General features: G+C 70.4%; 25 protein-coding genes. 16 read left to right on the forward strand and 9 right to left on the reverse strand.

From position 1 onward, the window contains the following. Positions 1–190 precede the first annotated feature (190 nt). Positions 191–862, forward strand: coding sequence for a GntR family transcriptional regulator (locus ACFV9W_RS01890; protein WP_385754452.1), 672 nt, complete (start codon positions 191–193; stop codon positions 860–862). A 63-nt stretch (positions 863–925) separates the two neighbouring features. On the opposite strand, the gene ACFV9W_RS01895 is transcribed toward ACFV9W_RS01890, so the two are convergent. Next, on the reverse strand, positions 926–1,531 hold the full coding sequence (locus tag ACFV9W_RS01895; protein ID WP_385754455.1) for a DUF4822 domain-containing protein: 606 nt from the start codon (positions 1,529–1,531) through the stop codon (positions 926–928). 152 nt (positions 1,532–1,683) lie between these two features. Next, positions 1,684–2,529: a helix-turn-helix domain-containing protein gene (locus tag ACFV9W_RS01900; protein ID WP_385754458.1), complete on the reverse strand. Its 846-nt coding sequence runs from the start codon at positions 2,527–2,529 to the stop codon at positions 1,684–1,686. A gap of 178 nt (positions 2,530–2,707) precedes the next feature. Here ACFV9W_RS01900 and ACFV9W_RS01905 point away from each other — a divergent pair, with 178 nt between their 5' ends. Together ACFV9W_RS01905 and ACFV9W_RS01910 are read left to right on the forward strand one after the other, a co-directional pair. Next, positions 2,708–3,622 carry an alpha/beta hydrolase family protein gene (locus tag ACFV9W_RS01905; RefSeq protein WP_385754461.1) on the forward strand — a complete coding sequence of 305 codons (915 nt, stop codon included), beginning with the start codon at positions 2,708–2,710 and terminating at the stop codon, positions 3,620–3,622. A 105-nt stretch (positions 3,623–3,727) separates the two neighbouring features. Next, the gene (locus ACFV9W_RS01910; RefSeq protein WP_385754464.1) at positions 3,728–4,144 is read left to right on the forward strand and encodes a nuclear transport factor 2 family protein; all 417 of its coding nucleotides are present in this window, start codon (positions 3,728–3,730) and stop codon (positions 4,142–4,144) included. A 64-nt stretch (positions 4,145–4,208) separates the two neighbouring features. Here the strand turns inward: ACFV9W_RS01910 and ACFV9W_RS01915 are convergent, their stop codons facing one another. Further along, the gene (locus tag ACFV9W_RS01915) at positions 4,209–6,902 is read right to left on the reverse strand and encodes an ATP-binding protein (RefSeq protein ID WP_385754467.1); all 2,694 of its coding nucleotides are present in this window, start codon (positions 6,900–6,902) and stop codon (positions 4,209–4,211) included. A 274-nt stretch (positions 6,903–7,176) separates the two neighbouring features. Between ACFV9W_RS01915 and ACFV9W_RS01920 the strand changes: the two genes are divergently transcribed. The 7 genes from ACFV9W_RS01920 to ACFV9W_RS01950 all read left to right on the forward strand — a co-directional run bounded on the left by ACFV9W_RS01920 (position 7,177) and on the right by ACFV9W_RS01950 (position 13,309). After that, on the forward strand, positions 7,177–7,851 hold the full coding sequence (locus ACFV9W_RS01920; RefSeq protein ID WP_385754898.1) for a TOPRIM nucleotidyl transferase/hydrolase domain-containing protein: 675 nt from the start codon (positions 7,177–7,179) through the stop codon (positions 7,849–7,851). A 73-nt stretch (positions 7,852–7,924) separates the two neighbouring features. Further along, positions 7,925–8,320, forward strand: coding sequence for a molybdopterin-binding protein (locus ACFV9W_RS01925; protein WP_385754470.1), 396 nt, complete (start codon positions 7,925–7,927; stop codon positions 8,318–8,320). A gap of 189 nt (positions 8,321–8,509) precedes the next feature. Then, positions 8,510–9,331 carry a molybdate ABC transporter substrate-binding protein gene (gene modA / locus ACFV9W_RS01930; protein ID WP_385754472.1) on the forward strand — a complete coding sequence of 274 codons (822 nt, stop codon included), beginning with the start codon at positions 8,510–8,512 and terminating at the stop codon, positions 9,329–9,331. Further along, a complete protein-coding gene (gene modB / locus ACFV9W_RS01935; protein WP_385754475.1) occupies positions 9,328–10,164 on the forward strand; it encodes a molybdate ABC transporter permease subunit in 837 nt (278 codons plus the stop codon). Before modA ends, modB begins: the two co-directional genes overlap by 4 nt. Further along, positions 10,161–11,246: an ABC transporter ATP-binding protein gene (locus tag ACFV9W_RS01940; protein ID WP_385754478.1), complete on the forward strand. Its 1,086-nt coding sequence runs from the start codon at positions 10,161–10,163 to the stop codon at positions 11,244–11,246. Before modB ends, ACFV9W_RS01940 begins: the two co-directional genes overlap by 4 nt. 33 nt (positions 11,247–11,279) lie before the next feature. After that, the gene (locus ACFV9W_RS01945; RefSeq protein ID WP_385754480.1) at positions 11,280–11,735 is read left to right on the forward strand and encodes a DUF6228 family protein; all 456 of its coding nucleotides are present in this window, start codon (positions 11,280–11,282) and stop codon (positions 11,733–11,735) included. A 293-nt stretch (positions 11,736–12,028) separates the two neighbouring features. After that, complete coding sequence (locus tag ACFV9W_RS01950; protein WP_385754483.1) at positions 12,029–13,309, forward strand: YeeE/YedE family protein; 1,281 nt, start codon at positions 12,029–12,031, stop codon at positions 13,307–13,309. A gap of 128 nt (positions 13,310–13,437) precedes the next feature. Here ACFV9W_RS01950 and ACFV9W_RS01955 read toward each other — a convergent pair whose 3' ends face one another. The 3 genes from ACFV9W_RS01955 to ACFV9W_RS01965 all read right to left on the reverse strand — a co-directional run bounded on the left by ACFV9W_RS01955 (position 13,438) and on the right by ACFV9W_RS01965 (position 16,300). Next, the gene (locus ACFV9W_RS01955; RefSeq protein ID WP_385754485.1) at positions 13,438–14,184 is read right to left on the reverse strand and encodes an SAM-dependent methyltransferase; all 747 of its coding nucleotides are present in this window, start codon (positions 14,182–14,184) and stop codon (positions 13,438–13,440) included. Between the two features lie 169 nt (positions 14,185–14,353). Beyond that, positions 14,354–15,025 carry a GntR family transcriptional regulator gene (locus ACFV9W_RS01960; RefSeq protein WP_385754486.1) on the reverse strand — a complete coding sequence of 224 codons (672 nt, stop codon included), beginning with the start codon at positions 15,023–15,025 and terminating at the stop codon, positions 14,354–14,356. A gap of 60 nt (positions 15,026–15,085) precedes the next feature. Continuing rightward, the gene (locus ACFV9W_RS01965) at positions 15,086–16,300 is read right to left on the reverse strand and encodes a CaiB/BaiF CoA transferase family protein (protein WP_385754488.1); all 1,215 of its coding nucleotides are present in this window, start codon (positions 16,298–16,300) and stop codon (positions 15,086–15,088) included. 155 nt (positions 16,301–16,455) lie between these two features. Between ACFV9W_RS01965 and ACFV9W_RS01970 the strand changes: the two genes are divergently transcribed. After that, entirely contained in the window at positions 16,456–17,649 is a 1,194-nt protein-coding gene (locus ACFV9W_RS01970) for an acyl-CoA dehydrogenase family protein (protein ID WP_385754900.1), read from the forward strand. A 289-nt stretch (positions 17,650–17,938) separates the two neighbouring features. Here ACFV9W_RS01970 and ACFV9W_RS01975 read toward each other — a convergent pair whose 3' ends face one another. Next, a complete protein-coding gene (locus tag ACFV9W_RS01975) occupies positions 17,939–18,553 on the reverse strand; it encodes a LysE family translocator (protein WP_385754489.1) in 615 nt (204 codons plus the stop codon). A 114-nt stretch (positions 18,554–18,667) separates the two neighbouring features. On the opposite strand from ACFV9W_RS01975, the gene ACFV9W_RS01980 reads away from it, so the two are divergent. The 5 genes from ACFV9W_RS01980 to ACFV9W_RS02000 all read left to right on the forward strand — a co-directional run bounded on the left by ACFV9W_RS01980 (position 18,668) and on the right by ACFV9W_RS02000 (position 23,807). Continuing rightward, complete coding sequence (locus ACFV9W_RS01980; protein ID WP_385754492.1) at positions 18,668–19,120, forward strand: Lrp/AsnC family transcriptional regulator; 453 nt, start codon at positions 18,668–18,670, stop codon at positions 19,118–19,120. A 149-nt stretch (positions 19,121–19,269) separates the two neighbouring features. Continuing rightward, positions 19,270–20,613 carry an MFS transporter gene (locus ACFV9W_RS01985; protein WP_385754495.1) on the forward strand — a complete coding sequence of 448 codons (1,344 nt, stop codon included), beginning with the start codon at positions 19,270–19,272 and terminating at the stop codon, positions 20,611–20,613. Continuing rightward, positions 20,610–22,004 carry an alpha/beta hydrolase family protein gene (locus tag ACFV9W_RS01990; RefSeq protein ID WP_385754497.1) on the forward strand — a complete coding sequence of 465 codons (1,395 nt, stop codon included), beginning with the start codon at positions 20,610–20,612 and terminating at the stop codon, positions 22,002–22,004. Before ACFV9W_RS01985 ends, ACFV9W_RS01990 begins: the two co-directional genes overlap by 4 nt. Before the next feature lie 52 nt (positions 22,005–22,056). After that, entirely contained in the window at positions 22,057–22,923 is an 867-nt protein-coding gene (locus ACFV9W_RS01995; RefSeq protein ID WP_385754499.1) for a PaaX family transcriptional regulator C-terminal domain-containing protein, read from the forward strand. A 29-nt stretch (positions 22,924–22,952) separates the two neighbouring features. After that, positions 22,953–23,807 carry an endonuclease/exonuclease/phosphatase family protein gene (locus ACFV9W_RS02000; RefSeq protein ID WP_385754902.1) on the forward strand — a complete coding sequence of 285 codons (855 nt, stop codon included), beginning with the start codon at positions 22,953–22,955 and terminating at the stop codon, positions 23,805–23,807. A 353-nt stretch (positions 23,808–24,160) separates the two neighbouring features. Here ACFV9W_RS02000 and ACFV9W_RS02005 read toward each other — a convergent pair whose 3' ends face one another. Together ACFV9W_RS02005 and ACFV9W_RS02010 are read right to left on the reverse strand one after the other, a co-directional pair. Continuing rightward, positions 24,161–24,454, reverse strand: coding sequence for a hypothetical protein (locus ACFV9W_RS02005; RefSeq protein WP_385754502.1), 294 nt, complete (start codon positions 24,452–24,454; stop codon positions 24,161–24,163). Between the two features lie 245 nt (positions 24,455–24,699). Continuing rightward, a complete protein-coding gene (locus tag ACFV9W_RS02010; RefSeq protein ID WP_385754503.1) occupies positions 24,700–26,481 on the reverse strand; it encodes a serine/threonine-protein kinase in 1,782 nt (593 codons plus the stop codon). Between the last annotated feature and the right edge of the window lie 237 nt (positions 26,482–26,718).

Genomic DNA, 26,718 nt, shown 5'->3' on the forward strand with positions numbered 1-26,718 from the left:
TCTCTCCACGTTTCCCCACATGCCATCCGGCGGTCGGGGCATCCGGCCGTCCAGCCGTCCGTCCATCGGGCCGCACAGGCTTGATATGCATCATTGACCGTGATGTATATAACAAGCGCACCGTAGATGACGGGAAGCACCGGCGCTACCCCCTGGAGCAGGCCGATAATCTGGGCAATCGGAGGTGGAGATGGCTCGAGTCCCTGAGGCCAGGCGCGTGCGTGATGCCCTGGAGAACGCGGTCGTGGACGGCCGGTACCGGCCGGGCGAGCGCCTGGACCCGGCGGAGCTGGAGCGCGAATTCGGCTGCTCGCGCACGCCGGTGCGCGAGGCGTTGCAGGCGCTCGAGCGGTCCGGGCTCGTGCAGATCCGCCCGAAGCAGGGCACGTACGTGACCGAGCTGAGCGTGTCCGAGCTGGCCGAGCGCTTCGAGGTCATGGCCGAGCTGGAGGGGATGGCGGCGCGGCTCTCGGCGCGGCGCATCGAGCGGGAGGCGCTCGCCGAGCTGGAGGACGCTCTGAAGGAGTGCGAGGAGCACGCGCACGCGGGCGACGCCGACCCGTACTACTACGCCAACGCCCGCTTCCACGGCGTCGTCTACGACTCGTGCGGCAACGAGTATCTGCGGCAGCAGGCCCACGCCCTCAAGCGGGCCCTCCAGCCGTACCGGCGGCTGCAGTTGCGGGTGCCGGACCGGATGCGGCGGTCCTTGGCGGAGCACCGGGCGATCGCCGACGCGATTGCCTCCGGCGCGGCGGACCGGGCGGAGGAGGCGGCGCGGGAGCACGTGCTCGTGCAGGTGAAGGAGTTCAGCCAACTGGTGCGTACGTGGCGGCATTTGACGGAGCCGGTCACCGGGTGACGCGCCGGAGCGGTTCGGCCCCCCGTTGGCGACGGGGGGCCGAACCGCTCCGGCGGATCGCGATCAGCGGGCGTTGCCGTTGTTGAAGTGGTACTCGCCGTTGCCACCCTGGTTGCCGTTCGCGCCGGGGCCGCGGTCGTCGGTGCCGGGCTCGGCGTGGTTGGTCTTGGTGTGCACGATGTCGTAGTACACGTTGGGCTCGTCGGCGTTCGGGACGACGCGGTAGGTGAACGTGTTCTTGTCGAGCTGGGTGATCGGAACGGTGCGCTCGAAGAGCACGTCGCCGTCCGCGTCCTTCGAGTTGATCCAGCGCTCGGAGCCGTCGGCGTTGACGGTCCAGTCACCGTTCATCTTCGGGCTGTCGTCGAGGTTGTACATGGTGTACGTGCCGTCGGCGTCGAAGTACGCCCAGCCCACGAAGTTCGACACGGCCGGGTCGTCGAGGGCGACGCGGTTGCCGTCCTGGTCGACGGCGCTGGTGGTCTTCCACGGGGTCGAGGCGAGCAGGTCGGACGGGGTCGCGTCCTTCTGCGCCGCGGACGCCGATGCGGGTGCCGGTGCGGCAGGTGCCTCGGCGGCCATGGCCGAGACGGGGACCAGGGCGGACACGGCGATCGCGATGGCGGACGCGGTGAGAGCGGGACGGCGGGAGATGCGAGTGATGTTCATGTCCTCGACGCTATGGGCGGTATCGGGGCGGGCATGTCATCCGATCGGCTACTGATGGGTGCCCTGGATTGCCGATCCGCGAGTCGACCGGACGGCCGTGACACACGGATGCCCCGGCCCTGACCAGCCCGATCAGCTCCGCATGATGCCTCTCAGCACTGATCCGCGGCACGGCCGGCCAGGATGCGCAGGGCGTCTTCGGATTCGCTGCCGGGCTCGGCGCCGTAGGTGAAGAGGATCAGATCGTCGCCGGGCAGGTCGAGTGTTTCGTAGGAGAGGTGGAGAAGGCCGGCATCGGGATGACGGATGACCTTGGCGCCTTGGTGGAACTGGAGGATGCCGTGGCCGGCCCAGCGGGTGCGGAACGCCTGGCTGCGGGTGGTCAGGTCCGCGATGAGATCGGTAAGGGCCTTGTCGTACGGGTCGCGGCCGACCTGGGCGTGCAGGAGGGCGACGAGGTTGTCTGCCGCGCTCTCCCAGTCGCCCCAGAACTGGTGGGAGCGGGGGTCGAGGAAAGTGAACCGGGCGTGGTTGGGGGTGCCACCCCCTGCGGACTCGATCATGGGGGCGTAGAGGACGCGGCCCACGGCGTTGGCGGCCAGCACGTCACCGCAGCCGTTCACGACGAAGGCCGGGCCGGTCATGGAGTCCAGAAGGTGTTGAACATTCGGCCGCACCGTGGCAGCGGGAGCCGGACCGCGCCGGCGCCGGTGTCCCGCCCCGGCAGCGCGGGCGAGGCGCTCCAGATGGGTGCGGTCGTGCTTGCTCAGCCGCAGCACCCGGGCAAGGGCGTCCAGGACCTGGTCCGACACCCCGGACAGGTTGCCGCGCTCCAGCCGGGCGTAGTACTCGACGCTGATCCCGGCGAGCCGGGCGACCTCGGCGCGCCGCAGCCCCGGTACCCGTCGGGGGCCGGGGGCGGGCAGTCCCGCCTCCTGGGGGCTGATTCCGGCGCGGCGGGAGGTCAGGAACGCCCGGGTCTCGGCTGCATGGTCCACGGGAGCCAGGTTAGGGGGATTCACCTGGTGGAGCGGGGTACGGAAGAGCCACGCAGGGGTGTAATGCCAGTACACCCTTGGACAGTGGCTTCCCCCGAGTCCGGACGCTAGGTTCCTTGTGAGGGAGGGGTATATCGGGCGATTTCGCCATGAGGGAGAAAGTGAAGGTGAGACTGTCATGGCCGACACCTCGGAAATGATCGACGGACTGGTCGGCGGGATGTTCACCCACCCGGTCCGGGCACCGCTCCTGCACACCCCGGACGAGTACGGGATGGCCTACGAGGACGTCACCTTCCCGTCCCTGGACGGCACCCCACTGGAGGCGTGGTGGATCCCCGCCCCCGGCTCGGACAGGCTCATCGTCGCCAACCATCCGCTGCCGATGAACCGCTACGGCTTCCCCTCGCACCTGGAGCCGTGGAGCCAGATGGTTCCCGGCGGCAACGACTTCGAGGTCAACTTCCTGCCGGAGTACAAGGCCCTGCACGACGCGGGCTACAACATCCTGACCTACGACGCCCGCAACCACGGCCACAGCGGTGCCGCCAACGGCGAGCTCTTCACCTGGGGCCTGTTCGAGTCCCGTGACGTCGCCGGCTCGCTCAAGTACGTCAAGTCCCGGCCCGACACCGCCGGCATGACGCTCGGTCTGCTCAGCCGCTGCATGGGCGGCAACTCCACCTATGTCGCGATGGCCCGCCACCCCGAACTCTTCGAGGACGTCCGCTGCCTGGTCACCCCGCAGCCGGTCTCCCTGCGCGTGATGGCGGGACAGGCCCTCGCCGCGATGGGCATCGCGGACCGGATCGACGACTTCGACCGGGCGTTCCAGCTGATCACCAGCTGCACCATCGACCAGGTGTCGCCCATCGAGTACGCGAAAAGCTGCCAGGTGCCCACCTTCATCACCCAGGTCCGCGACGACGTACTCACCCGGCCCGAGGACGTACAGGCGATCTTCGACGCGATCCCCGTCGCCGACAAGAAGCTGTTCTGGATCGAGGGCAGCACCGCCCGCTGGTCCGGCTACACCTACTTCCCCGAACACCCCGAGCAGCTGCTCGACTGGTTCGACAGACACATGAACTGAACCCATGTCACCCTCGGGCGGCCCGAGACCCCGCAGTGCCTTATCAGGCAACGTTCGCCCTGTCGGCAGACAGTGGGAGCCGGCATTCCCTGTTAGATTCGAACGATGGGCGACAGCGCTGGCAGACCCCGGAAGTGCTCAGAGGTCGACCCTGTCCACACCCGGCTCATCGCCCTCGCGAAGGGCTGGGCGGATGCCATCGTCTCCAACGATGCCTCCCGGATCGGTAGCTTCATGGCCGATGAATGGGTCATCGTTTCCGAGTCGGGCGTCTCCGCCAAGGAGCAGTTTCTGTCGCTCGTCGACTCTGGGGAGTTGACCCACTCGGCCATGACCAGCATCAGCCCGCCGAGGATCCGGGTGTACGGCGATACCGCGGTCTTCACAGGGCGGATGACGAACACGGCCCACTACAAGGGCCAACGCTTCGACGCCGACGAGTGGACGACCGATGTGTTCGTGAACCGGAACGGCCGCTGGCTGTGCGTGCTGAGCCACATCACGGCGGCAGCCCCGAACTGAGCTCCATGAGCCCCCTCTTGGCCGCGTGGTCCGGGGCTCGGGAGGAGCATTGCCTGATGCGGCACTAGATCGCCCCCAGCAGCATCCGCGCCCGTTCCGCCAAGCCGGCCGCGCCGCAGGTTTCCGCCAGGGTGAGGGCGCGGCGGGCCTGGTTGGGGTCGGCTGTGGCTTCGGCCAGGTCGAGGCGCGCGGCGGCCTCCTCGTACGCCGCCGGGGACGCGGCGAGTTCCCGGACCGCCTCCGTGAGCAGGGCGCGGGCCTGTTCCGGTGGGGTCGACGCGGCGGCGCGGCGCAGGGACTCACCGACGGCGCTGTGGGTGCCGAGCACGCGCGCGCAGTGGCGCGCGTCGGCAAGCAGGGCGGCGGCGCGGTCGGGGTCGTCGTCGGCGACCAGGTCCGCGAGATCGTAGGGCCAGGGCGCCCACTGCACGTTGTGGCGGCCACGCTTCGTCGTCGAGGCGGCCGTGCCCTCGAGTTCGGCCCTGGCGTCCTTGGCGCGGCCGAGCGCGCGCAGCAGGCGGCCGCGGACCGAGCGGACGTCGGGGAGGATCAGGGCGTCCGGGTAGGGCGGGCAGAACCCGTGGTCGTCGGCGAGCTGCTGGGCCTTGTCGACGTGGCCGCGGGCGAGAAGTGTGTCGATCAGTAGGCAGAGCGCGTCCCACTGGACGGTGGCCCGGTCGCCGATCCGCCCCGCGAGCCGCAGGCCCTCGCGCAGGTACGCCTCGGCCTCCACGAGGCGGCCCCGCCTGCGCTCTACGGCTCCGCACAGGATGTGCGCGAACGCCAGGTGGGCGCCGCTCCAGCCACCCAGCTCGAAGGTCCGCAACGCCTCGCTGAACAGGCCCTCCGCGTCGTGCAGCCGGTCGATGTAGGCGAGCGTGATGCCGAGCAGGGCGGGGATCTCGAAGCCCCATTCGGTGTCGGTCCAGCCGAGTCCGGGCGGGAGCCGGCCGTCGACGAGGACGCGGTCGCACAGGTCCGAGATGTGGTCGGCGGGCTCGCCGCGCAGCATCGCGTCGAAGGCGCGCAGGGTCAGCAGGGCGCGCTCGGCGTTGTCCGCGCCCGGCAACGCGTCGGCGAGCAGGACGAGTTGCTCGGAGCGTGCGGGCCCGTCGTCCTCCTCGGCGAGGAACGCCTCGTACATGAACCGGGCGGCCAGCAGCCGCAGTTGCTGGGTTCCGGCCGGGGTGGCGGCGGCCGCGTCGGCGACGCAGCGCGCGGCGTCCCGCATGTCGTTGCCGTGGGCGAGGGCCTGGGCGAGGCGCAGGGTGGCGTCGATGCGCAACTGCTGGGTGAGGCCGGGCAGTTGGAGGGCCGCGCGCAGGTGCTTGACGGTGGTGGCGGGCGAGGAGAGGAGGCAGGCGCAGCCGAGTTCGTAGAGCACTTGGGCGCGGTTGACGACGGACGGCGGTTCGCGCAGGGCGCGCTCCAGGCAGCGGCGGGCCGCTTCGGGGGCGCCGACCGCGAGGTGTTCGGCGGCGGCCTCGCGCAGCAGGCGGACCGCCTCGTGGTCGTCGTCGGGGTGCACCTCCAGGAGGTGCCGGGAGATCGCCGCGGGCCCGTGGCCGCGCCGGGTCAGCGTCCAGGCGGCCTGGCCGTGCAGGGCGGTGCGGGTGGCGGTCGGGATGCCGCGGTAGACGGCGGTGCCGACGAGGGGGTGCTGGAAGTCGAGCGGCTCGGAGGGGTCGAGGACCTCGCCGAAGGCGGGCGGGCGCGGGCCGCCCGGCGCCCCGTCGGGGGCCAGGATGCGGGCCTCGCGCAGCAGTTGTACGCAGAGGGTGGCCCGCTCCGGCGGCAGGCCCGCGAGACCGGCCGCCGAGGCGAACGTGATGTCGGTGCCGAGGACGGCCGCGGCCCACGCCAACCGGTTGCAGTCCGCGTCGAGTTCGCCGAGCCGGGCCACGATGCCGCCGCCGCGCGCCGTGGTGCCGAAGGCGCGCAGCACGGGCGCGGCGTCCTGCGTCGGAGCGAGGCCGCTCGCGCTGCACTTGGCGAGCAACTCCACGGCCTCGTACGGGTTCCCGGTGGTCACCGCCCACACCTCGCGACAGAACACGTCGTCGGCCGCGTCGCCCAGCACACCCCGCACCAGGTCGCCGGTGGCCTCCTGGGTGAGGGACTGGAGGGTGACGTGCAGGCGGGCGGCGCGGGCGAGCGCGGCGAGGTTCCCCGCGGCCTCGCGCGAGGTGTCCGCGAGTTCTTCGGGGCGGTGCGCGACGACGAGCAGGACCGGCAGTCCGGCGAGGCGCGGCGCCAGCGAGGCGAGCCACGTGAGGCTCTCGCCGTCGGCCCAGTGGGCGTCGTCGGCGAGCAGCACGAGGGGCTTCGGGCCGTCCGGGGCGGCGATCCGCTCGCGGGCCAGTTCGGCGAGGAGGGTGTCGAGCGCGTCGCGGACGCCTTGCGGGTCGGCGGGGCGGGCGCCGGGTGCGGTGAGGCCGAGGGCGGGCCCCGCGACGTCGAGAGCGGGACCGGTTTGTGACGTGGCCGGGCCGAGCGCGGGGCCGAGGAGGTGCCGCACCATGTGGAACGGCTGATGCGTGGTGGCTTCGCCGGACCGGGCCACGTACACCGTGCAGCGGGTGCGGGCGGCGTCCGCGATCCGGGTGAGCAGCGCGGTCTTCCCTACGCCCGCCTCACCCCGGTAGACGACGACACCGCCGGTGCGCCGCGCACCGCACAGCGCGTCCAACGCCCGGGTCGCGGCGGCCATTTCGAGGTCGCGCTCGAAGAGACGGGGTCCTGGAGGTGTGGCGTCCATGCGGGTCCCTGGGGGTCGCCTTATATGGGGTTGTGCGAGCTTGCGTGGACTGGCGTTGGATTTGTGCGGGTCGCGGTACGTGCCTGGAGAAACGACCCGTGGAATGTGCCCATGGCACACATAGGCGCTTTGAACGGACTTCGAGGCTAGTGCCGGCGTCGTGCGGCGCGGGAGCGGTTCGACCGAGATTCCTCCCCGCCGTGATACTCGGTTGGGCTCCCGGCCCTTCCATCGGAGGATTGAGCGCGTGACGGAGACGACGGACACGGCGGGCATGAAGGCGTTCCACGAGGCGGTCGGCGCGTGGGCCGCGGGTGGTCCCGGCGAGCCGGTGCGCGCGCTGGCCGGGCGGCTGCGGGTGCGCGGCGCGGTGCTCCTCGAAGGGCTGAGCGACGCCGCAGCGGTTGACGCGCTCGCCGAGCGGCGCGGGCGCGACCTCGCGGCGGAGGGTGTGTGCGTCGTGTCCATGGGTGGCGCGATGAACGTCGGCCGGTACGCCCGGCTGCTCGGGCCGGAGGGGCTGGGGCTGCGGCTGACCGGGCTGTGCGACGAGCGCGAACGGCGGTACTACGACCGGGCGCTGATCACGGACACAGCCACGGGCACGGACACGGCCACGGGCACGGGCACGGGCACGGGCACGGGCACGGCCACGGACGCGGCCATGGACACCGTCTTCGTGTGCGTCGCGGACCTTGAGGACGAGTTCATCCGCGCGCTCGGCGTCGTACGCGTCGAGGAGCTGATCCGGGAGGCCGGCGGGTGGTCCCCCTGGCAGACCTTCGCCCGCCAGCCCGCCCAGCGGGACTGGACCCCGCACCGCCGGCTGCGCCGCTTCATGGGCACCAAGGCAGGCCGCAAGATCCGTTACGGGCGGCTGCTGACGGAGGCGGCGTGCGACGCCGGGTGCGTGCCCGCGCCGCTGGAGGAGCTGTTCGCGCGCATGTAGGCGGGGCACCGCGGCCTTGTGGGCAGGTGCGCCGAGCGATCTCCGCGCAGCGGCCGAAGTTAATCTTTGCCGCATGCAGTCCTACACAATCGGCCAGGCCGCACGGCTGCTCGGCGTCAGCGCCGACACCGCGAGGCGGTGGGCGGACGCCGGGCGGATCACCACGGAGCGCGACGCGAGCGGGCGCCGGGTCGTCCAGGGCAAGGACCTCGCCGCGTTCTCCGTGGAGCTGGCCGCGGGCGACGACGCCGACGACCACCCCTCGTACACCTCCGTGCGCAACGCGTTCCCCGGCATCGTCACCGCCGTGAAGCTCGGCGACGTCGCCGCCCAGGTGGAGATCCAGGCCGGTCCGCACCGGCTGGTCTCGCTGCTCACGCGGGAGGCGGTGGAGGAGCTGGGCCTTGAGGTCGGCATGGAGGCCACGGCCCGCGTGAAGTCGACGAATGTCCATATCGACCGCACCTGACCCTCCCCGTGCCGCGCCGCGCCGTGCCCTGTCGTGCCGCCCCGCGCCGCACCGTTCCCGTACGAACGCACATGCGCACCCATACCGCCCACCAGCCGGGATCATGCGAACCCACAGGGGACTCCTGCCTGGCAGATGCGGCAGTATGGTCGCCGTAAGCGTTCCAGGACACAGCAGGGGAGCTGAACCGTGACAACCCGTTCCGCGCGCAGGACCACGACCCGCCGCGTGCTGCAGGTGACCGGCATCGGGACGGCGGCGGTGCTGACGCTGAGCGCCTGCGGATCGTCCGGCTCCGGCTCGTCCGCCGCGGACTCGTCCAGCGGCAAGAAGCTCTCCGGGACGGTGAACGTGTTCGCCGCCGCCTCCCTCAAGGAGAGCTTCACGAAGCTGGGCAAGCAGTTCGAGAAGGAGCACCCCGGCACCAAGGTCACCTTCAACTTCGGCGGCAGCGACAGCCTCGCCGCGGGCATCACCGGCGGCGCGCCCGCCGATGTGTTCGCGGCCGCGAGCCCCAAGACGATGAAGACGGTGACCGACGCGGGTGACGCCGAGGGCGAGCCGAGCACCTTCGTCCGCAACCAGCTGGAGATCGCCACCCTCCCCGGCAACCCGCACAAGGTGTCGTCGCTGAAGGACCTGACGAAGCCCGGCCAGAAGGTCGTGCTGTGCGCGAAGGAGGTGCCGTGCGGCGCCGCCGCTCAGACGGCCCTCAGCGCGAGCAAGCTGAACCTCACCCCGGTCTCGTACGAGCAGGACGTGAAGAGCGCCCTGACGAAGGTGGAGCTGAAGGAGGCGGACGCGGCGGTCGTGTACAAGACCGATGTGCACGCGGCGGGTGACAAGGTGGAAGGCGTGGAATTCCCCGAGTCCGAGGACGCCATCAACGACTACCCGATCGCCCCGCTGAAGAAGGCACCGAACGCCGCGGCGGGCAAGGCGTTCATCGAGCTGGTCAAGTCCGCGGACGGGCAGAGGGCGCTGACCGACGCCGGGTTCCTGAAGCCGTGACAGTGGCGGCACAGGACAAGGACACCGTGGAGGGTGGGTCGCGGCGGCGCCGTGGCCGCGTCCCTCCGCTGCCGCTGCTCGTACCCGCGCTCGTGGGCCTGGCGTTCCTGGTGGTGCCGCTGATCGCACTGCTCGTACGGGCCCCGTGGGCGCAGCTGCCCGAGCAGTTGACCAGTCCCGAGGTGTGGCAGGCGCTCCAACTGTCGCTGGTGTGCGCCACGTTGGCGACGCTGGTGAGTCTGGTGCTCGGGGTGCCGCTGGCGTGGCTGCTGGCACGCACGGAGTTCCCGGGGCGCGGTCTCGTACGGGCGTTGGTGACGCTGCCGCTGGTGCTGCCGCCCGTGGTGGGCGGCGTCGCGCTGCTCACGGCACTCGGCAGGAACGGTGTCGTCGGCCAGTACCTCGACTCCTGGTTCGGGATCACGCTGCCGTTCACCACGACGGGGGTCGTGATCGCGGAGGCGTTCGTGGCGATGCCGTTCCTCGTGATCAGCGTCGAGGGCACGCTGCGGGCGGCCGATCCGCGCTACGAGGAGGCGGCCACGACGCTCGGTGCCTCCCGGTTCACCGCGTTCCGGCGGGTGACGCTGCCGCTGATCGCGCCCGGTATCGCGGCCGGCGCGGTGCTCGCGTGGGCGCGGGCGCTCGGCGAGTTCGGGGCGACGATCACCTTTGCCGGCAACTTCCCCGGCCGCACCCAGACCATGCCGCTCGCCGTCTATCTCGCCATGCAGAGCGATCCGGCGGCGGCGATCTCCCTCAGCCTGGTGCTGCTGGCCGTGTCGATCACGGTCCTGGCGGGCCTGCGCGACCGTTGGATGACCGCCTCATGACCGACCTTCAGAAGACGGTGGCGCCCGAGGACGTGGCGGGGGCCGGGCTCGACGCGCGGCTCGTCGTCGACCGCGGCGACTTCCGGCTCGACGTCGCACTCACCGCCGAACCCGGTGAGGTCGTCGCGCTGCTCGGCCCGAACGGGGCCGGGAAGACGACGGCGCTGCGCGCCCTGGCGGGCCTGACGCCGCTGGACGCCGGGCACCTGACGCTGGACGGGGCTGCGCTCGACGGCACGCCGCCCGAGTCCCGCCCGGTGGGCGTGGTGTTCCAGGACTACCTCCTGTTCCCGCACCTGACCGCGCTCGACAACGTGGCGTTCGGGCCGCGCTGCCAGGGCGCCACGAAGGCCGAGTCCCGTACGCGGGCGCAGGCCTGGCTCGACCGGATGGGGCTCGCCGAGCACGCCGGGGCGAAGCCGCGTCGCCTGTCCGGCGGCCAGGCCCAGCGCGTGGCACTCGCCCGCGCCCTCGCCACGCGGCCGCGGCTACTGCTCCTCGACGAGCCGCTCGCCGCACTCGACGCTCGCACCCGCCTCGACGTAAGGGCCCAACTCCGCCACCACCTGGCCGAGTTCGAGGCGGTCGCGGTCCTGGTCACGCACGACCCGCTGGACGCGATGGTGCTGGCGGACCGGCTCGTCGTCATCGAGCACGGCAGCGTCGTCCAGGAGGGCGCACCGTCGGACGTCGCACGCCGCCCGCGCACGGACTACATCGCGCAACTCGTCGGCCTGAACCTGTACCGGGGCCGGGCGGAGGGCCACACCGTCCACGTGGACGACTCAGGTCCCGCGATCACGACGACGGAGCACCTGGACGGCCCGGTCTTCGTCGCGTTCCCGCCGAGCGCGGTGACGCTGCACCGCGAGCGGCCCACGGGTTCCAGCGCCCGCAACCTGTGGCGCTGCGAGGTGAGCGGCATGGAGACACACGGTGACCAGATCCGCGCGGCCCTGTCCGGCGAGCTTCCGCTGGCCGCGGACCTCACGACCGTGGCAGCGGCGGAGCTGGGCCTGCACCTCGGGGCGGAGATATGGGCAACGGTGAAGGCGACGCAGACGCACGCGTATCCGGCGTGACGCGGGCCCTGCCGCGCACCTAGCGTTCCTCCCATGACCATCCCGGATGCCGGTACCGACGACGAGTCCGGCCTGACGATCCGCTGCCGGGACGACCTGACGGTGAGTGTGCGCTTCAGCGACCGCTTCAGCTTCGACCAGGACTCGGTGCACTACGCCGTCGAACTGGAAGCTCCCGGCCTGTCCGCCCGGAACGACGAGGTCGTCGCCTGGGTCTGGGACAGCGATCTGGTCGCCTTCCTGGAAGAGCTCGCCACGGACTTCCGGGGGTGGAGCGACGCACGGGTGTGGCAGAACGACGAGCGTGCCCTCATGGTGTCAGCCACCTTTCGGCCCGGTGGCCACGTCGCGCTGACCTGGACAGTGCGGCCTCGGCCGTGGGGCAGCGGCGGTTGGAGCGCCTCGGTGACCACCGTGCTGGAGGCGGGAGAGCAGATGGCGTCCCTGGCGGCCGACGTCCGGTATTTCCTTGCCGCACGGCCTCTCTGACCGGCGCGCACCGCGACAGTGACCGGCGAGCACAGCCTCGGTGACCGGCGAGGACCGCGACAGCCACCGGCACGCACCGCCAAAACCTGGACATGTCTGCGCTCGCGATGTGAGACGCCGTCTCACGAATCCCGATGCGCGGCCTAAAGTGGCGCACATGTTCGGACCCGCTCGGCACCTGGCTCTCGCGCTCTTCGCGGCCACGACGTGGAGTGTCGACGACGCGCTCTGTCGTCGCTGACGTTCTCCCACCGCGCCCGAACAACTCCCACTCCACCTGCCGGAGATCTGCCGTGACCACCGCTCCCCCCGCCGGGGCGCCGCCGCGCGCCGCCCTGCTCACCCCGTCCCCGACCTCCTCGCCCGCCCCGGTCGCCGAGGCCGCGCCGCCCACCCGGTGGGGGCCGCTCGTCGGCTCCGGTGTCATCGGCGCGGCGCTCGCCGCCTACGTGTTCGTGCAGCACGGCGCCAAGCCCGGCGTCCTGCTGCTGCTCGGCCTCGGGCTCGGATTCGCGCTGTTCCACTCGCGGTTCGGGTTCACCTCCGCCTGGCGGCAGCTCGTGGCCGTCGGCAATGGCACCGGGCTGCGGGCGCACACCCTGCTGCTCGGCAGCACGGCGACGCTCTTCGCGCTGATCATCGGCACCGGCACCGGACTGTTCGGTTCGGTGCCCGCGCCGAGCGCGGGGCCGATCGGCATCGGGCTCATCGTCGGGTCGTTCGTGTTCGCGGTCGGCATGCAGCTCGGCGGCGCCTGCGCCTCCGGAACGCTGTTCGCCGTCGGCTCGGGCCAGACCTCGATCGTCCTCACCCTCTTCGGGTTCATCGTCGGTTCCACCCTCGCCGCCTGGCAGTTCGGACTCTGGGGCGATCTGCCGGCGCTCGACCCGTACCTGCTGTCCGACCACGTCGGCTGGTTCGGCTCCTGGGCAATCACCATCGTCGCCCTCGCCGCCATCTGGTTCGTCGCGCGCACCGTGCAGGCCCGCCGCAACCCCCCGCCCGTCGGCACGCCGCCGTCGGCGAAGGGCGCGCTGCTGCGTACGGTCCGCGGCTCCTGGCCGCTGGCGGCGGGCGCGGTCGTCCTCGCGGTGCTCGGCGCGGGCGTGCTGCTCGTGTCCGGTGGCGCCTGGGGCGTGACCAGCGCGTTCTCGCTGTGGGGCTCGAAGGTCGTGGGCGCGCTCGGCGGGTCCCCCGAGACGTGGGCGTTCTGGCAGCAGCCCGGCAGCGCCGAGCAGTTGGCGGGCCCGGTCCTCGCCGACAAGACGAGCCTCACCGACATCGGCATCATGGTCGGCGCGGCGGTCGCCGCAGCGGCGGGCGGCGTGTGGAAGCTGCATCGCGGCATCCCCGCCCGTACGGCCGTCGCCGCGGTCCTCGGCGGCATCCTGATGGGCATCGGCGCGCGCCTCGCGGGCGGCTGCAACATCGGCGCGTACCTCGCGGGCATCGTCTCCGGCTCGCTGCACGGCTGGATCTGGGGCGCCGTCGCCATCCTCGGCACCTGGGCCGGTCTGCGGCTGCGCCCGCTGTTCGGCCTCGGCAACCCGAAGCCGTCGGACAGCGTGTGCTGACTCCGTAGGACAGTCAGCACGAGGAAAGCGGGCCCGGGGAGCGTGTTCCCCGGGCCCGCTCTCGTACGTGTTCTCTCGTACGTGTTCTCTCGTACGTGTTCTCTCGTACGTGTTCTCTCGTACGTGCGTCAGCGCGCCATCAGCGCGAAGACTCCCCACCCGAGATATTCGCGCTGGTAGCGCGTGTAGCGGGCGGGCTCGGTGGTGAGCTCGGCCCGTACCTCGGCGGCCAGCTCGTCACCGGGGTTCTCGTCGAGCCAGCGGCGCATGTTGAGCCACTGCGCCGCCTGGTACCGGTCCCAGCTGTCCTGGTCGGCCAGCACCATTTCCACGACGTCGTACCCGAGGTCGCCGAAGCTCTCGATGAGTTCCGGCAGCAGCAGGAAGTCCGTCTTGCTGGTGGCGTGGCAGGCCTTGGCGGTCTCCTCGTCCGGCACCTCCCGGCGCCAGTACGGCTCGCCGATGAGCATCAGGCCGCCGGGGCGCAGGCTCCGGGCGAGGAGGTCGACGGTGCCGGCCACCCCGTTCCCGATCCAGGTCGCCCCGACGCACGAGGCGAGATCGACCGGCTCGTCCGCGACGTACCCGGAGGCGTCGCCGTGGACGAAGGAGATCCGGTCGGCGACACCGAGTTCGGCGGCGCGGGCGCGGGCCTCCTCGGTGAACACCGTGCTGATGTCCACTCCAGTCCCGGTGACCTGATGGTCGCGGGCCCAGGTGCACAGCATCTCGCCCGAACCGCTGGCGAGGTCGAGCACGCGGGTGCCGGGCGCCAGGTGCAGCGCCCGTCCCAGGGCGGCGAGCTTGCCCGGGGTGAACGGGTTGTGGATGCGGTGGCTACTTTCGCGAATGGTGAAGATGCGTGGCAGATCCACGAGGGGTGTTCCTTACGTTCGATGAGGTCAGGGCTTCCGCGAAGGACAGTCGACCGGAGTCGGCAGTCGTAGCTCGGACCGTCATCAAGCACACCTCGTTTGATCGTTCGGAACGTATGGGTCGTGAACCCGGCCACCGTAGGCGCTCCGGTTCCGCGTCTCCACCGAATTACGCGCCCGCCCCCTCGCCGAGCAGCCCCTCCAGCGCCGCCACCGCGTGCTCCCGGTGTCCGTCGAGCAGCCGTACCGCGTCCTCCGTGCGGCCCTCGCGCAGCGCGTCGAGCACCGCCCGGTGTTCGACGAGGACGTGCTCGCGGCTGATCGAGTCCGCGTAGTAGAGGGAGCGGTAGGCGTCGGTGGCGTCCCAGAGGGTGGCGATGAGGCGCACCAGGCGGGTCATTCCGGAGGCCTCGAAGAGGACGAAGTGGAAGCGGCGGTTGGCCGCCGCCATCGCCGCCACGTCGGCCGCCGCGGCCTGCGCCTCCACCTCCCCCTGGGCTTCCTCCAGGGCGTCGAGGACGGCGCCGCCCGCGCGCATCGCCTCGCGTACGGCCTCGGCCTCCAGGATCTCCCGGATGCGGTACACCTCGCGCAGCTCGGCCAGGGACAGCTCGGCGACGAAGTAGCCGCGGTGCGCGTGGTGCACGACGAGGGACTGGCCCTCCAGCGTCTTGAGCGCCTCGCGCAACGGCACCCGGCTCACGCCGAGCTGTTCGGCGAGGGCGTCCTGCCGGATCGGCATGCCCGGTCTGATCTCACCGCTGGTGATGGCGCGGCGCAGCTCCTCGAGGACGAACTGCTGCGCCGTGGGGGGCCGCCGCCTGCTCGCGGGCGTGGTCATGACGGCTCCTTGTCCTCTCTGCCGGGCGTCGTCGGCAGCACGTGGTGAACGCCGCCCATCCTACGGAGCGTCACTGACATCGCCCGCTTCACCTGCGGCGGAATTCCCCGACAGCCCCAGCTCGGCGAGGATCTGCTCGGTGTGCTCCCCGAGCCGCGGCGGAGCCGTGACATACGCGGCGGGGGCCGCGCTCAGCCGGATCGGATTGGCGACCTGCGCGGCCGGGGCCTCGCGGTTCGGGTCGTCGATGTGCACGCGGGGGTCGAGGCCGAGGCGTTCCGCGAAGGCGAAGGCCTCGCCGAGGTCGTTGATCGGGCCGCAGGGCACGCCGACGGCTGTCAGTGTCTCGAACCACTCGTCGGCGCCGCGCTCGCGGAGGCGTTCGGTGAGTTCGGCGAGGAGTTCGTCGCGGTGCGCCACGCGCGCGGTGTTGCTCGCGAAGCGCGGGTCTTCGGCGAGCGCGGGCACCCCCAACTCGGCGCACAGCGCGCCGAACTGCCGGTCGTTGCCGACGGCGAGCGCCAGCGGCCGGTCCTTGGCGTCCACCACCTCGTACGGGGCGATGCTGGGGTGCTTGTTGCCCATCGCGCGGGGCACCACTCCCCCGGCCACATGGGCGGAGGCCTGGTTGGTGAGCGCGGAGAGCAGCGAGGTGAGCAGGGAGACCTCGACCTTCTGCCCCTCGCCGGTGCGCTCGCGGTGGCGCAGCGCGGCCATGACGCCGAGGCCCGCGTGCATCCCCGTGATGACGTCGACGAGCGCGACGCCGGCCTTGGTGCCCTGGCCGCCCGGCTCCCCGGTGACGCTCATCAGTCCGCCCATGGCCTGTACGAGGAGGTCGTAGCCGGGCAGCGCGGCTCCCTCGGCCGTGCCGAACCCGGTGACCGAGCAGTACACGAGGCCCGGGTTGAGCGTGCTCAGCTCCTCGTAGCCGAGGCCGAGCTTGTCCATGGTGCCGGGCCGGAAGTTCTCCACGAGGACGTCCGCGCGGGCGGCGATGGCGCGGGCGGCCTCGCGGCCGGAGTCCTCGGTGAGGTCGAGGGCGACGGAGCGCTTGTTGCGGTTGACGCCGAGGAAGTAGGTGGCCTCGCCGTCGGCGAACGGCGGGCCCCAGGAACGGGTCTCGTCACCGGCTCCCGGGCGCTCGACCTTGATGACCTCCGCGCCGAGGTCGGCGAGGAGCATCGTCAGATACGGGGCCGCGAGGACACGGCCGAAGTCGGCGACGACGAGCCCCGCGAGGGCTCCCTGGGCGACGGGCCTTGTGGCCGGCATACGGCTCTCCTTGTGGAACCTTGTGGAATCTTGGCAAGCGGTGGGCGTGCGGCTACGATCCGAGGACTCGAAGAAGTTGGATCCAAAATCCGATATCCGCAATATCCGCACCCTAGCGTCACCTCATGCACTTGTCAGCAGCCAAGGAGCCCGCGATGCCGTCGTCCTCGCCCTCGTCCTCAACTCACCTCCACCCCTTCGACCTTGTCGACATCGACGGCATGCTGAGCGACGAGGAGCGCGCCATCCGCGACACCGTGCGCACCATGGGCGAGCGCGAGCTGCGCCCGAAGGTGGCCGAGTGGTTCGAGGCCGGCGCCATCCCCGCCCGCGAGCTCGCCCGTGAACTGGGCGGCCTCGGCGTCCTCGGCATGCACCTGGAGGGCTACGGCTGCGCGGGCACCAGCGCCGTCTCGTACGGGCTCGCCTGCATGGAGCTGGAGGCGGTCGACTCGGGCCTGCGCAGCCTCGTCTCCGTACAGGGTTCGCTCGCGATGTACGCGATCTGGAAGTACGGCTCCGAGGAGCAGAAGCAGCAGTGGCTGCCGGGCATGGCGGCGGGCGAGAAGATCGGCTGCTTCGGCCTGACCGAGCCCGACGCGGGTTCCGACCCCGGCTCGATGCGTACGAACGCCAAGCGCGACGGCGCGGACTGGGTCCTCAACGGCACCAAGATGTGGATCACCAACGGTTCGGTGGCGGACGTCGCCGTCGTCTGGGCCCGCACCGAGGAGGGTGTGCGCGGCTTCGTCGTGCCGACCGACACCCCCGGCTTCTCGGCGCCGGAGATCAAGCGCAAGCTGTCCCTGCGAGCCAGCGTCACCAGCGAGCTGGTCCTGGAGGACGTCCGCCTGCCCGCCGACGCGATGCTGCCGAACGCGCGCGGCCTGTCGGGCCCGCTCGGCTGCCTCAACGAGGCCCGCTTCGGCATCGTGTTCGGCGCGATCGGCGCCGCCCGCGACTGCCTGGAGGCGGCGATCTCCTACGCCGGTGACCGCACGGTGTTCGAGCGTCCCCTGGCCTCGTACCAGCTCACCCAGCAGAAGCTCGCCGACATGACCCTCGAACTCGACAAGGGCATGCTGCTCGCGCTGCGCCTCGGCCGCCTCAAGGACGAGGGCCGCGGCACGCCGGAGCAGATCAGCGTCGGCAAGCTCAACAACGTGCGCGAGGCCATCAAGATCGCCCGCGAGTGCCGCACGATCCTCGGCGCGAACGGCATCACCCTCGAATACCCGGTGCTGCGCCACGCCAACAACCTCGAGTCGGTGCTGACTTATGAGGGCACGAGCGAGGTCCACTCGCTGGTCATCGGCAAGACCCTGACGGGGCTTCCGGCCTTCCGCTGAGCCCCCACTTGACCTCGCCGTCGTGCCACTCGTCCGTGGGCGTCAGCCCGCAGGCGGTGGCGACGGCGGCGGAGGCGTGGTGGTCGGGGCGGATGTACGCGACGAACGCGCCGATCCCCTGCTCCCCGAGCCATGCGATGTCCGGGTCTCTTCGGCGTGCTCGACGCGCAGCGGCACCATGGCCAGCCGGTCGGTGGTGAAGGCGGACACCTCGTTCACGCGCACTCCTCGCACTCCGGTTGCAACAGGGCAACTGGGTAACTGGGCAGCCGGGCAACTGGCAGTCCACCTACGCCAACTGCTCCGCCAACAGGAAACCACCGATCGCGATCATCATGACGCCGGACACCCGTGTCACTGCCCGCGCCGCCGTGGGCCGCGTCTTCAGTACGGTGCGGGCCAGCACGCCGACGCCGAGGTAGACGACCGCGCAGGCGGTCATGTGGAGGGTGCCGAGCACGCCGGTCTGCACGGCCACGGGCCAGCCCGTCGCCGGGTGGATGAACTGGGGGAAGAGGGACAGGTACAGCAGCAGCGCCTTGGGGTTGAGGCCGCTGATACCGATGCCTTTGAGCATGACCTGGCGGCGGGAGGCACCGACGGGCTCTTCGTCGGCGGTCAGCACGGCGGGCTGCCGCAACACATTGCAGCCGAGCCACACCAGGTAGCCGGCCCCGGCGACGGTCAGCACCGTGAGCAGGGTCGCCGAACTCGCCACCAGCACCGCCAGGCCCGCGACGGCGAGCAGCGTGTATCCCACGTAGCCGGTTATCAGCCCGGCCACCGCCGGGACGACCGAGCGGTCCCGCAGTCCGGCCGAGATCGCGTAGGCCCAGTCCGCGCCCGGTGTGAACACCAGCAGAAGGTCCACCGCCAGAAATGCCGCCAGCGTGGTCGTGTCCATGTGTTGCCGATCCCTCTCACGTGCAGTTGTACGCGAGGAAGGCTAGGCGGAATCCGCCCGAAGGTGTTCCCTTCTTTTCTCCACTACCGGCAGACATGAGGGAGAATCTTCCCCATGGACGCCATGGACCGGAAAATTCTTACCGAGCTGCAGATGGACGGCCGTCTCACCATCACCGAGCTGGCCGCCCGCGTGAAGCTGAGCGTCTCGCCGTGCCACCGCCGGCTGCGTGACCTGGAGCGTTCGGGGGCGATCCGCGGCTACCGCGCCGTCGTGGACCCCTCCGCCCTCGGCCTGGACTTCGAGGCGCTGGTCTTCGTCACCCTGGGCTGGGAGGACCGGGACACGGTCGCCTCGTTCGAGGAGGCGGTCGCCGCGGTGCCGCATGTGCTCCAGGCGCAGCGCCTGTTCGGCGACCCGGACTATCTGCTGCGGGTGGCCGCCGCCGACCTGACCGCCTTTCAGCAGCTCTACGACCAGCAGCTCGCGCGCCTTCCGGGGGTGCAGCGCCTCAACTCCACGCTCGTGATGAAGAACGTGGTCACGAACCGCCCGCTGCCGGACTGACCCACTGACCCGCCGGGCCGGCGACGCACCGACTCACCGACTCACCGACTCACCGGCCCACCCATCCCCGATGTTGTGCACTTTATTGACCGCAGTAACCAACACGCATACATTCACGGGCACCCTTCCCCCGCCCCAGGGAGCCCGCGATGTCCCAACGCACCAAGCAACTAAGACGAGTTGCCCTCTCCGGGCTGCTCGGGACCGCCGTCGAGTTCTACGACTTCCTCGTCTACGGCACCGTCGCCGCCGTCGCCTTCGGTGAGCTGTTCTTCCCCGGCGCCGACCCGGCCGTCGGCACCATCGCCGCGTTCGGCACCTTCGCCGCCGGATACGTCGCCCGCCCGCTCGGCGGCATCGTCTTCGGGCACTTCGGCGACCGGCTCGGCCGCAAGTCGATGCTGCTGCTCACGATGGGCCTGATGGGCGGCGCCAGCTTCCTCATCGGGCTGCTGCCGACGTACGACACCGTAGGTGTCTGGGCGCCGCTGCTGCTGATCACCCTGCGCGTCGTGCAGGGCATCGCCATCGGCGGCGAGTGGGGCGGCGCGACGCTCATGGTGGTCGAGCACGCGGGGGCGCGGCGGCGCGGACTGTGGTCCAGTTTCACGCAGTTGGGGGCGCCGCTCGGCTCCCTGCTGTCCGCTGCCGTGGTCGCCCTTGTCGTCACGCTTCCTAAAGAAGAGTTCATGCAATGGGGCTGGCGGGTGCCGTTCCTGTTGAGTGTGGTGCTGCTCGGTGTCGGCCTCTTCGTACGGCTGAAGGTCGTCGAGAGCCCGCTGTTCGCCGAGGTGAAGCAGGAGCGCGGCACGGCGCGGCTGCCGATCCTGGACGTGCTGCGCCGACCGCGCCCCGTCCTGCTGGCGTGCTGCGTCGGCATCGGGGCCTTCACCACGCAGTCCCTGCTGACCAGTTACCTGATCTCCTACGCCACCGGCATCGGCTACGCGCGCCCGCAGGCGCTCACCGCGCTCACGGTGTCCTCGTCAGTCGCGCTGGTGGTGCTGCCCTGCGCCTCCGTGCTCTCGGACCGGATCGGCCGCCGCCCGGTCGTCCTCGCCGGAGCACTGCTCTCGGCGGCGCTCGCCTTCCCCGTCCTCGCACTCGTGGACTCCGGCTCGCCCGGCCTGCTGATCCTGGCCGTGGTACTGGGACACGGCATCGCGCAGTCGATGATGTACGGCCCCCTGGGCGCCCTGTTCAGCGAAATGTTCGGCACGCGCGTGCGCTACACCGGCGCCTCGCTCGGCTACCAGGGCGCCACTCTGATCGGCGCGGGCTTCTCCCCGATGATCGCGGGCGCTCTCGTGGCAGGCAGCGGCAACGGCACACCCATCGCCCTGCTGATGTGCGGCGGTTCGCTGATCACCGCGGTCTCGCTGTGGTTCGTCCGCGAGACCGGCAAGGACGCGCTCACGCACACCACGGATCAGCCCACCAACCCCGCCGCGCCCGCCGCCCCCGCCGCGCCCGCCAAGGAGGCCTCCGCATGAGGACACCCGGTTCCCGGACACGTATCGCCTGCGCCGCGGCCCTCGCCCTGGCCGCCACCGCGCTGCCTGCCCCGGCCGCCCTGGCGGCCTCCCCCGACACCGGGCACGTGGAGGGCGCCCTGCCCTCCGGCGCCGCGTACGTGATGGACGTACCCGCCACCTGGAACGGCACGGTCCTGCTCTTCAGCCACGGCTACAACGACGTCGGCGCGCCCAACCCGGCCGAGAACGCCCCGGACGACGCCACCAAGTCCCTTCTCCTGAAGCAGGGTTACGCCCTGATCGGCTCCTCGTACGCCACCACGGGCTGGTCGATGCCGGGCGCGGTCAACGACCAGCTCGCCACCCTGTCGGCGTTCACGGAGCGGTTCGGCGCGGCCCGGCGCACCGTCGCCTGGGGCCGCAGTTACGGCGGGATGGTCACCACCGCGATCGCGGAACGGCACCCCGGGCGCATCGACGGCTCGCTCTCCCTGTGCGGCCTGGTCCACGGCGGCGTCGCCAACTGGAACAACACGCTCGACCCCGTCTTCGCCCTCAAGACCCTCCTCGCGCCGGGCTCCGACGTCCCCCTGGTCGACCTGCCGGACCAGCAGACGGCCACGCGCGCGGCGGACACCATGGTCGCCGCCGTCGACAAGGCACAGGCCTCCCCCACCGGGCGCGCCCGGATCGCGCTCGCCGCCGCCCTGCACAACATCCCCGGCTGGAACCAGGAGTCGCAGGCACGCCCCGCGCCGGACGACTGGAACGCCCAACAGGCCAACCAGTACACGGCCGTCAAGGGCCTCCTGAAGGTGGCCGCGTTCAACCGGCGCCAGGACTCCGAGGCACACTCTGGCGGCAACACCTCCTGGAACACCGGCGTCGACTACGCCCGGCTGCTCGCCCGGTCCTCCGTGCGCAAGGAGGTCGGCGAGCTGTACCGCGAGGCGGGCCTCTCCCTGCGCGGCGACCTCGCCGCCCTCGACCGCGCCCCGCGCATCACCGCCGACCCGGACGCAGTGTCCTGGATGCGCCGCACCAGCACGTTCACCGGCAAGCTCACCAAGCCCCAGTTCGACGTGCACACCACCGGCGACCCGCTCGTCCCCGTACAGACGGAGAGCGCACTGCGCCGCGCCGTCACCGCCGCCGGCTCCTCCTCCCTGCTGCGGCAGGCCTACACCGACAACGCCGGGCACTGCACGTTCAGTGCAGCGGAACAGCTCGCCGCGCTGCACACCCTGGAGGACCGCATCGCTTCCGGGGCGTGGCACGGCACGGACGCGGCCTCCCTCAACTCCCTTGCTGCGAAGGCAAACCCCACCGACCCTGCGCGCTACGCCCCCTACCACCCCACCGAGTATCTCCGGCCGTACGACCGTGCGCATCCCGCCGATGGACGGTGATCCGGGACGGGCGCCCGCCGCGTTGTCGGTGGGCGCCCGTAGTCTTGGCGCCGTGGAGGACACCGGCATCGATGACGACCCGACCAGCGGCGCGGCGGACATCTCACAACCCCGCCCGCAGTCGCTCCTGCTCGCCTTCTTCGGCAACCACGTGCTGGAGGCAGGGGACCTGTACGTGTACTCGGGCAGCATCATCGAGGTGCTCGGCCGGGTCGGCGTCGGCGAACAGGCGGTGCGTTCGACGCTGACGCGGATGGTCAACCGGGGCCTGCTGGAGCGCCGGCGCGAGGGCCGCCGCATGCACTTCGGCCTGACCGAGCAGGCGAAGCGGGTGCTGTACGACGGGGGTGCCCGCGTCTGGAAGCAGGGCGCGGTCAACGACGACTGGGACGGCACCTGGACGCTGCTCGCCTTCTCCCTCCCCGACGCCTGGAAGCGTCAGCGCCACGAGCTGCGTTCGCGCCTCGCCTGGTCCGGGTTCGGCGCTCTGTACAGCGGGTTGTGGATCGCGCCGGGGCAGGTCGACGTATCGGCGGTGGTCGCGGAGCTCGACCTCGCCAAGAACGTCAAGGTCTTCCACGGGGAGGCCGGGGTGGCCACGGACATCGAGGAGATGATCCGCGACACCTGGGACCTGGAGAGCATCGCGGCCCGCTACCGCTCGTTCGAGGAGCGGTGGAGCGACGGCCCAAGCGGTCAGGCGGGTGCGGGGTCCGCCGACCCCCTCGGCGCCCGTCTGCGGCTCGTCAGCGAGTGGCTCGACACGATCCGGGCCGACCCCCGGCTGCCGTCCTGCCACCTCCCGCACGACTGGCCGGCGCGCCGCGCCCAGGAGACGTTCCACCGCATCGCCCAACAAACCGAGGCGCCCGCGCGGGAAATGGCCCGCGAACTGCTCCAGACGACGACGGTGCGATGACAGGATCACCCTGAGGAGGTGCGGTGCCGGTGTTCGGACGGGGCAAACGGTGGTCGGCAGTGGCCACGGCGGCGATCTGCGTGGCACTCATCGGCCCGAGCACGCCCAGCGGCGCCCTCGTCTCCGAACCCATCCCCCTCCCTGTCGGCGCCGCGAAGGACATCGTCCCGAACCGCGTCATGACGTGGAACATCTGCAACCCCTGCGGCAGCAGCCAGAACCTCGGCCGGGCGGCGGACATCGCGACGTACGCGCCACAGGTCATCGGCCTCCAGGAGGCCTGCGTCCGCGACGTCGAGGAAATCCGCGCCTACCTAAGGACCTTCTACGGCCTGACCTACCACGTCGAGTACGGCTCGGTCCTGCGCAACTGGAGCCGCTGCGGAGGCCTCCCGTGGCGGGCGGGCGGCTACGGCCAAGCGATCCTCTCCGCAACACCGATGACCGACGCCGACACCGTGGAGTACCCGGACGGCGGCTCCGAGGACCGCGGCTACCTGGCGGTGACGACCACGGTGGGCGACCGCCCGGTCCGCGTCTTCAACACCCACCTCGCACAACGCCAACAAGCACCGTTCCGCGAAAAGCAGCTCACCTTCTTCGCCAAGGCGTTCGCCCGCCACGAACGCACCATCGCCCTGGGCGACTTCAACGCGACGCCGGAGGCTCCCGAGCTGGCCCCGATGTGGTCCCTGGCGAAGGACGCATCCCCCGAGTGCCACCCGAGGGCCGGTGCGGCCTGCGAGACAACCACGGACTGGCACAGCAAGTTCGACTACATCTTCCTGCGCGGCTTCGAGGCGCACGACCATGCGGTGCATCCGAGCGAGTACTCGGACCACCATTCGTTCCGAGCGGATCTGGAGCCGGTACAGAGGCCGTAGTTGATCTGTCCCTGCTTGTCGTCGTTGGCCGTCGCTGAGCAGCCTCGGACGGCCCAGGGACGGCCCGGCCGACACCTTAGCTGACGCGGTCTACCTCGACGGATGGCAGTTCGCGGGCCTCGTTGCGTCTGGCGTGACGGACCACGGCTGCGGGGATTGCGTTGCGAGTGATCGCTAAGGCTGATGCCGACTCGAAGTACAAGCACCTAGAAGGCGCCTGGATCATTCCGGCTATCTGGGGCTTTGACCATCCTGTTCGCGCGGCGGCATCAGCGGATCCAGTCCGCTTCGACACGCATTCGACGGGCGGCTTCAACAGGGCAGGGTCGACACCACCGCCCCCGGGAGCGTCCTCATGCCTCATCGTCACACCGCTCCAGAACCAGTTCAACGGAGCCTTCCGCAAGGCCGTTGCCGTCCTCCAAGTGAAGGTGGCTCCCGTCGGGTACGCCGTTCTTCGCGAGGGCGAGCAGGTGGCCGGCCAATGTCCTGCGGCCCTCTGCATTCGCCTCGACGACCACCGTGCTCCCGAGGTTCCGAACCTCAATCCGTGCGCCTTCTTCCCAGGTAAAGACCTCTGCGACGCCGTCGGTCACCGTGGTGACGCGCGTGCTCTCTGCCGGGGCCTCATTGGATTCGTGGCTCATGGGTCCATAACCATAATCTCGCCAGGCTCACACAGCTCCGAGCCTCGCCTTTGGGGTGCGGCCGGCCAGCCGATTCGCCAAGAAATCGGGCCCGGCTCTTGCGCACCGTCTCCCGCGAGACACCCAGATCGATCGGGCCTCCGCGTTCGACCGACCCTCCGCACACGCCAGCACGATGCTCGACCGCAATACCAACGCCAGACGCCGTCCGCTTATGACCGCCCTCGAACTTTGGACTCAGGACACTAGCGCGTGAGGGTGCCGAGGACCTTCCCGAGCGTGATGGCCACGTCAAAGTCCCGATCCCATGTGAGTGCGACGAGGTCGTCGAACTCCACCTCGGGGCGGAGTAGATTGAGGACGTCGCCTTCGAATACTGAGCCCGGTTCTGCGAGGTCGAGTGCCTCGTCACGGAAGCAGCGGTACGTCTTGCGTGACCGGAATATGACCGAGTACCCACCGTCTACGAGCTCTCCCACGGAGACATCCCATTTCGCTTCAAGTGCCTGCAGTGTGCCCGCAATGGCGCCGGCGTTGAGCGGCTCGGTCAACAGATCCGCTCCCACCGCTTCTCGGGTCGAATCCAGCGGAAGCGTCTCGTCCCAGAGCACCGAGAGGTGGCGCTCGAAACCGATGTCCTCCCGAACTGTTCTGTCGAACTCCAGGTAATCGGTGTTCAGATACCTACGCAGCCAGCGGGTGATCCAGAGGATCGGCGCGTTGATCAGATTCGCCCGCAGTGAACGACTGCCTTCACCGTAGACAGATTCGCGGATGCTCGTCAGTAGCTCTTCGCAGTGGTAGTCCTTGCAGAACCGGAACAAGTGAGCCGACCGCCGTGGCAGACCGCCCCAGCGCGAAGACCGAGGGAGGGGGAAATCAGCCAGAATCGTCTCCAGATCGCGTTGGAGTCCCGGCTTGGCGGCCGACACCACGAGAGCGTCGTCGTACTCGTCCCACGGCCTGGCGCTCTCATAGTCGAACTTCGCCTTGCACAAGGCATATACAACGGCTTGAGCACATGTATTGAACAGCTCCGTGCTCACCCGGTACGCAACCTCGCAGTGATAGTTGAGATTGAACCGGTCGAGCTCTCTGTCGGCGACCCGCTCGAAGACGTGCTTCGCAGACAGAACGTCTCTCGCGGCACGGCCGAGGATCCGCTCGATCTCGCCGGACGAGCCGTCTGCGGACGCTTCGTCGGGGCGCAGATCATCGGAGATATCCTCGATTGTCGAGTCGCGCCGGTGAAGGGTTACCCGAAACAGGCCGCGTACGGTGTCGATGCGGAGCCGCTGCGCCTCGTCCTGGAGCAGCATCTGTTCAATGATCAGGTCGAGGTCCGCCAGGAAGGGGTAGCGGTCGCGCACAAGTGCGTGTCGTCGCCCTCGGGCGTTCTGCTTCGTGAACATCTCGGTGATGACGAGACCGAGCGCAAAGATGTCCGCCGGTTTCCCGATACTGAGGGCGTTGTTCCTCACCATCTGCTCGGGAGCAAGGTAGTTCCGGTTCACTAAGAGGTCCCCGCGCTTCGTGAGCAAGGAGTCCTTGAAATGCGCGATACCGAAGTCGGCCAGCACGAGCCGACGCGCGTCAGGGTCGACGAGGACATTCTCAGGTTTGAGGTCGCGATGCACTATGCCGTCGCCGTGCACGTACGCGAGCGCATCGCAGAGCTGGCGCACGTAGTCGAGAAGCACGTCAGCTTCGGTTTCGACGTTGATCACGTTTCGCAGCGTCATCGGGTAGAAGTCCATGACGTAGTAGAAGAAGTTCGCGTCCTCTGAGCGCGCGTGGATACTCACGACGTTCGGATGGCTCGATGTCTGCCCGTACTCGATCTCCTGCTTGAAACGCTTGTTTCGGGCGGAGTCCGCGTCTCGGTCCTTCTCGATCCGTTTGACTGCGAACACCTGGCCGTCGGGCTTACGGCGGGCCTTCCACACCACGGCTGACCCGCCCTCTCCCAGAGCTGAATCCCGCTCGTAAGTGACTCCGTCGATCATGAACGGTTCACGCTTCGGCATGAGCCCACCCTACTGGCCTCATCGGGGCGGTGACCTCCGCCAATTGCCGCCAGGACCAGAGCGTTTCCCGGCGGTACGCGGTAGATGTCCCCCACGTCGCGGACCTTGGTCACGCACTGCGATGTGCGGCTAGAGGTCCGACCGCGACAGGCCCTCGCCCTCGGCCATAGGTCGCAGCCCCCGCCCCCGCCATGAAGGCCGCCGGATTCCGCGTATTCGATGAACTGTGGACCGCCG

Source organism: Streptomyces sp. NPDC059897 (assembly GCF_042730865.1).
Classification (GTDB): Bacteria; Actinomycetota; Actinomycetes; order Streptomycetales; family Streptomycetaceae; genus Streptomyces.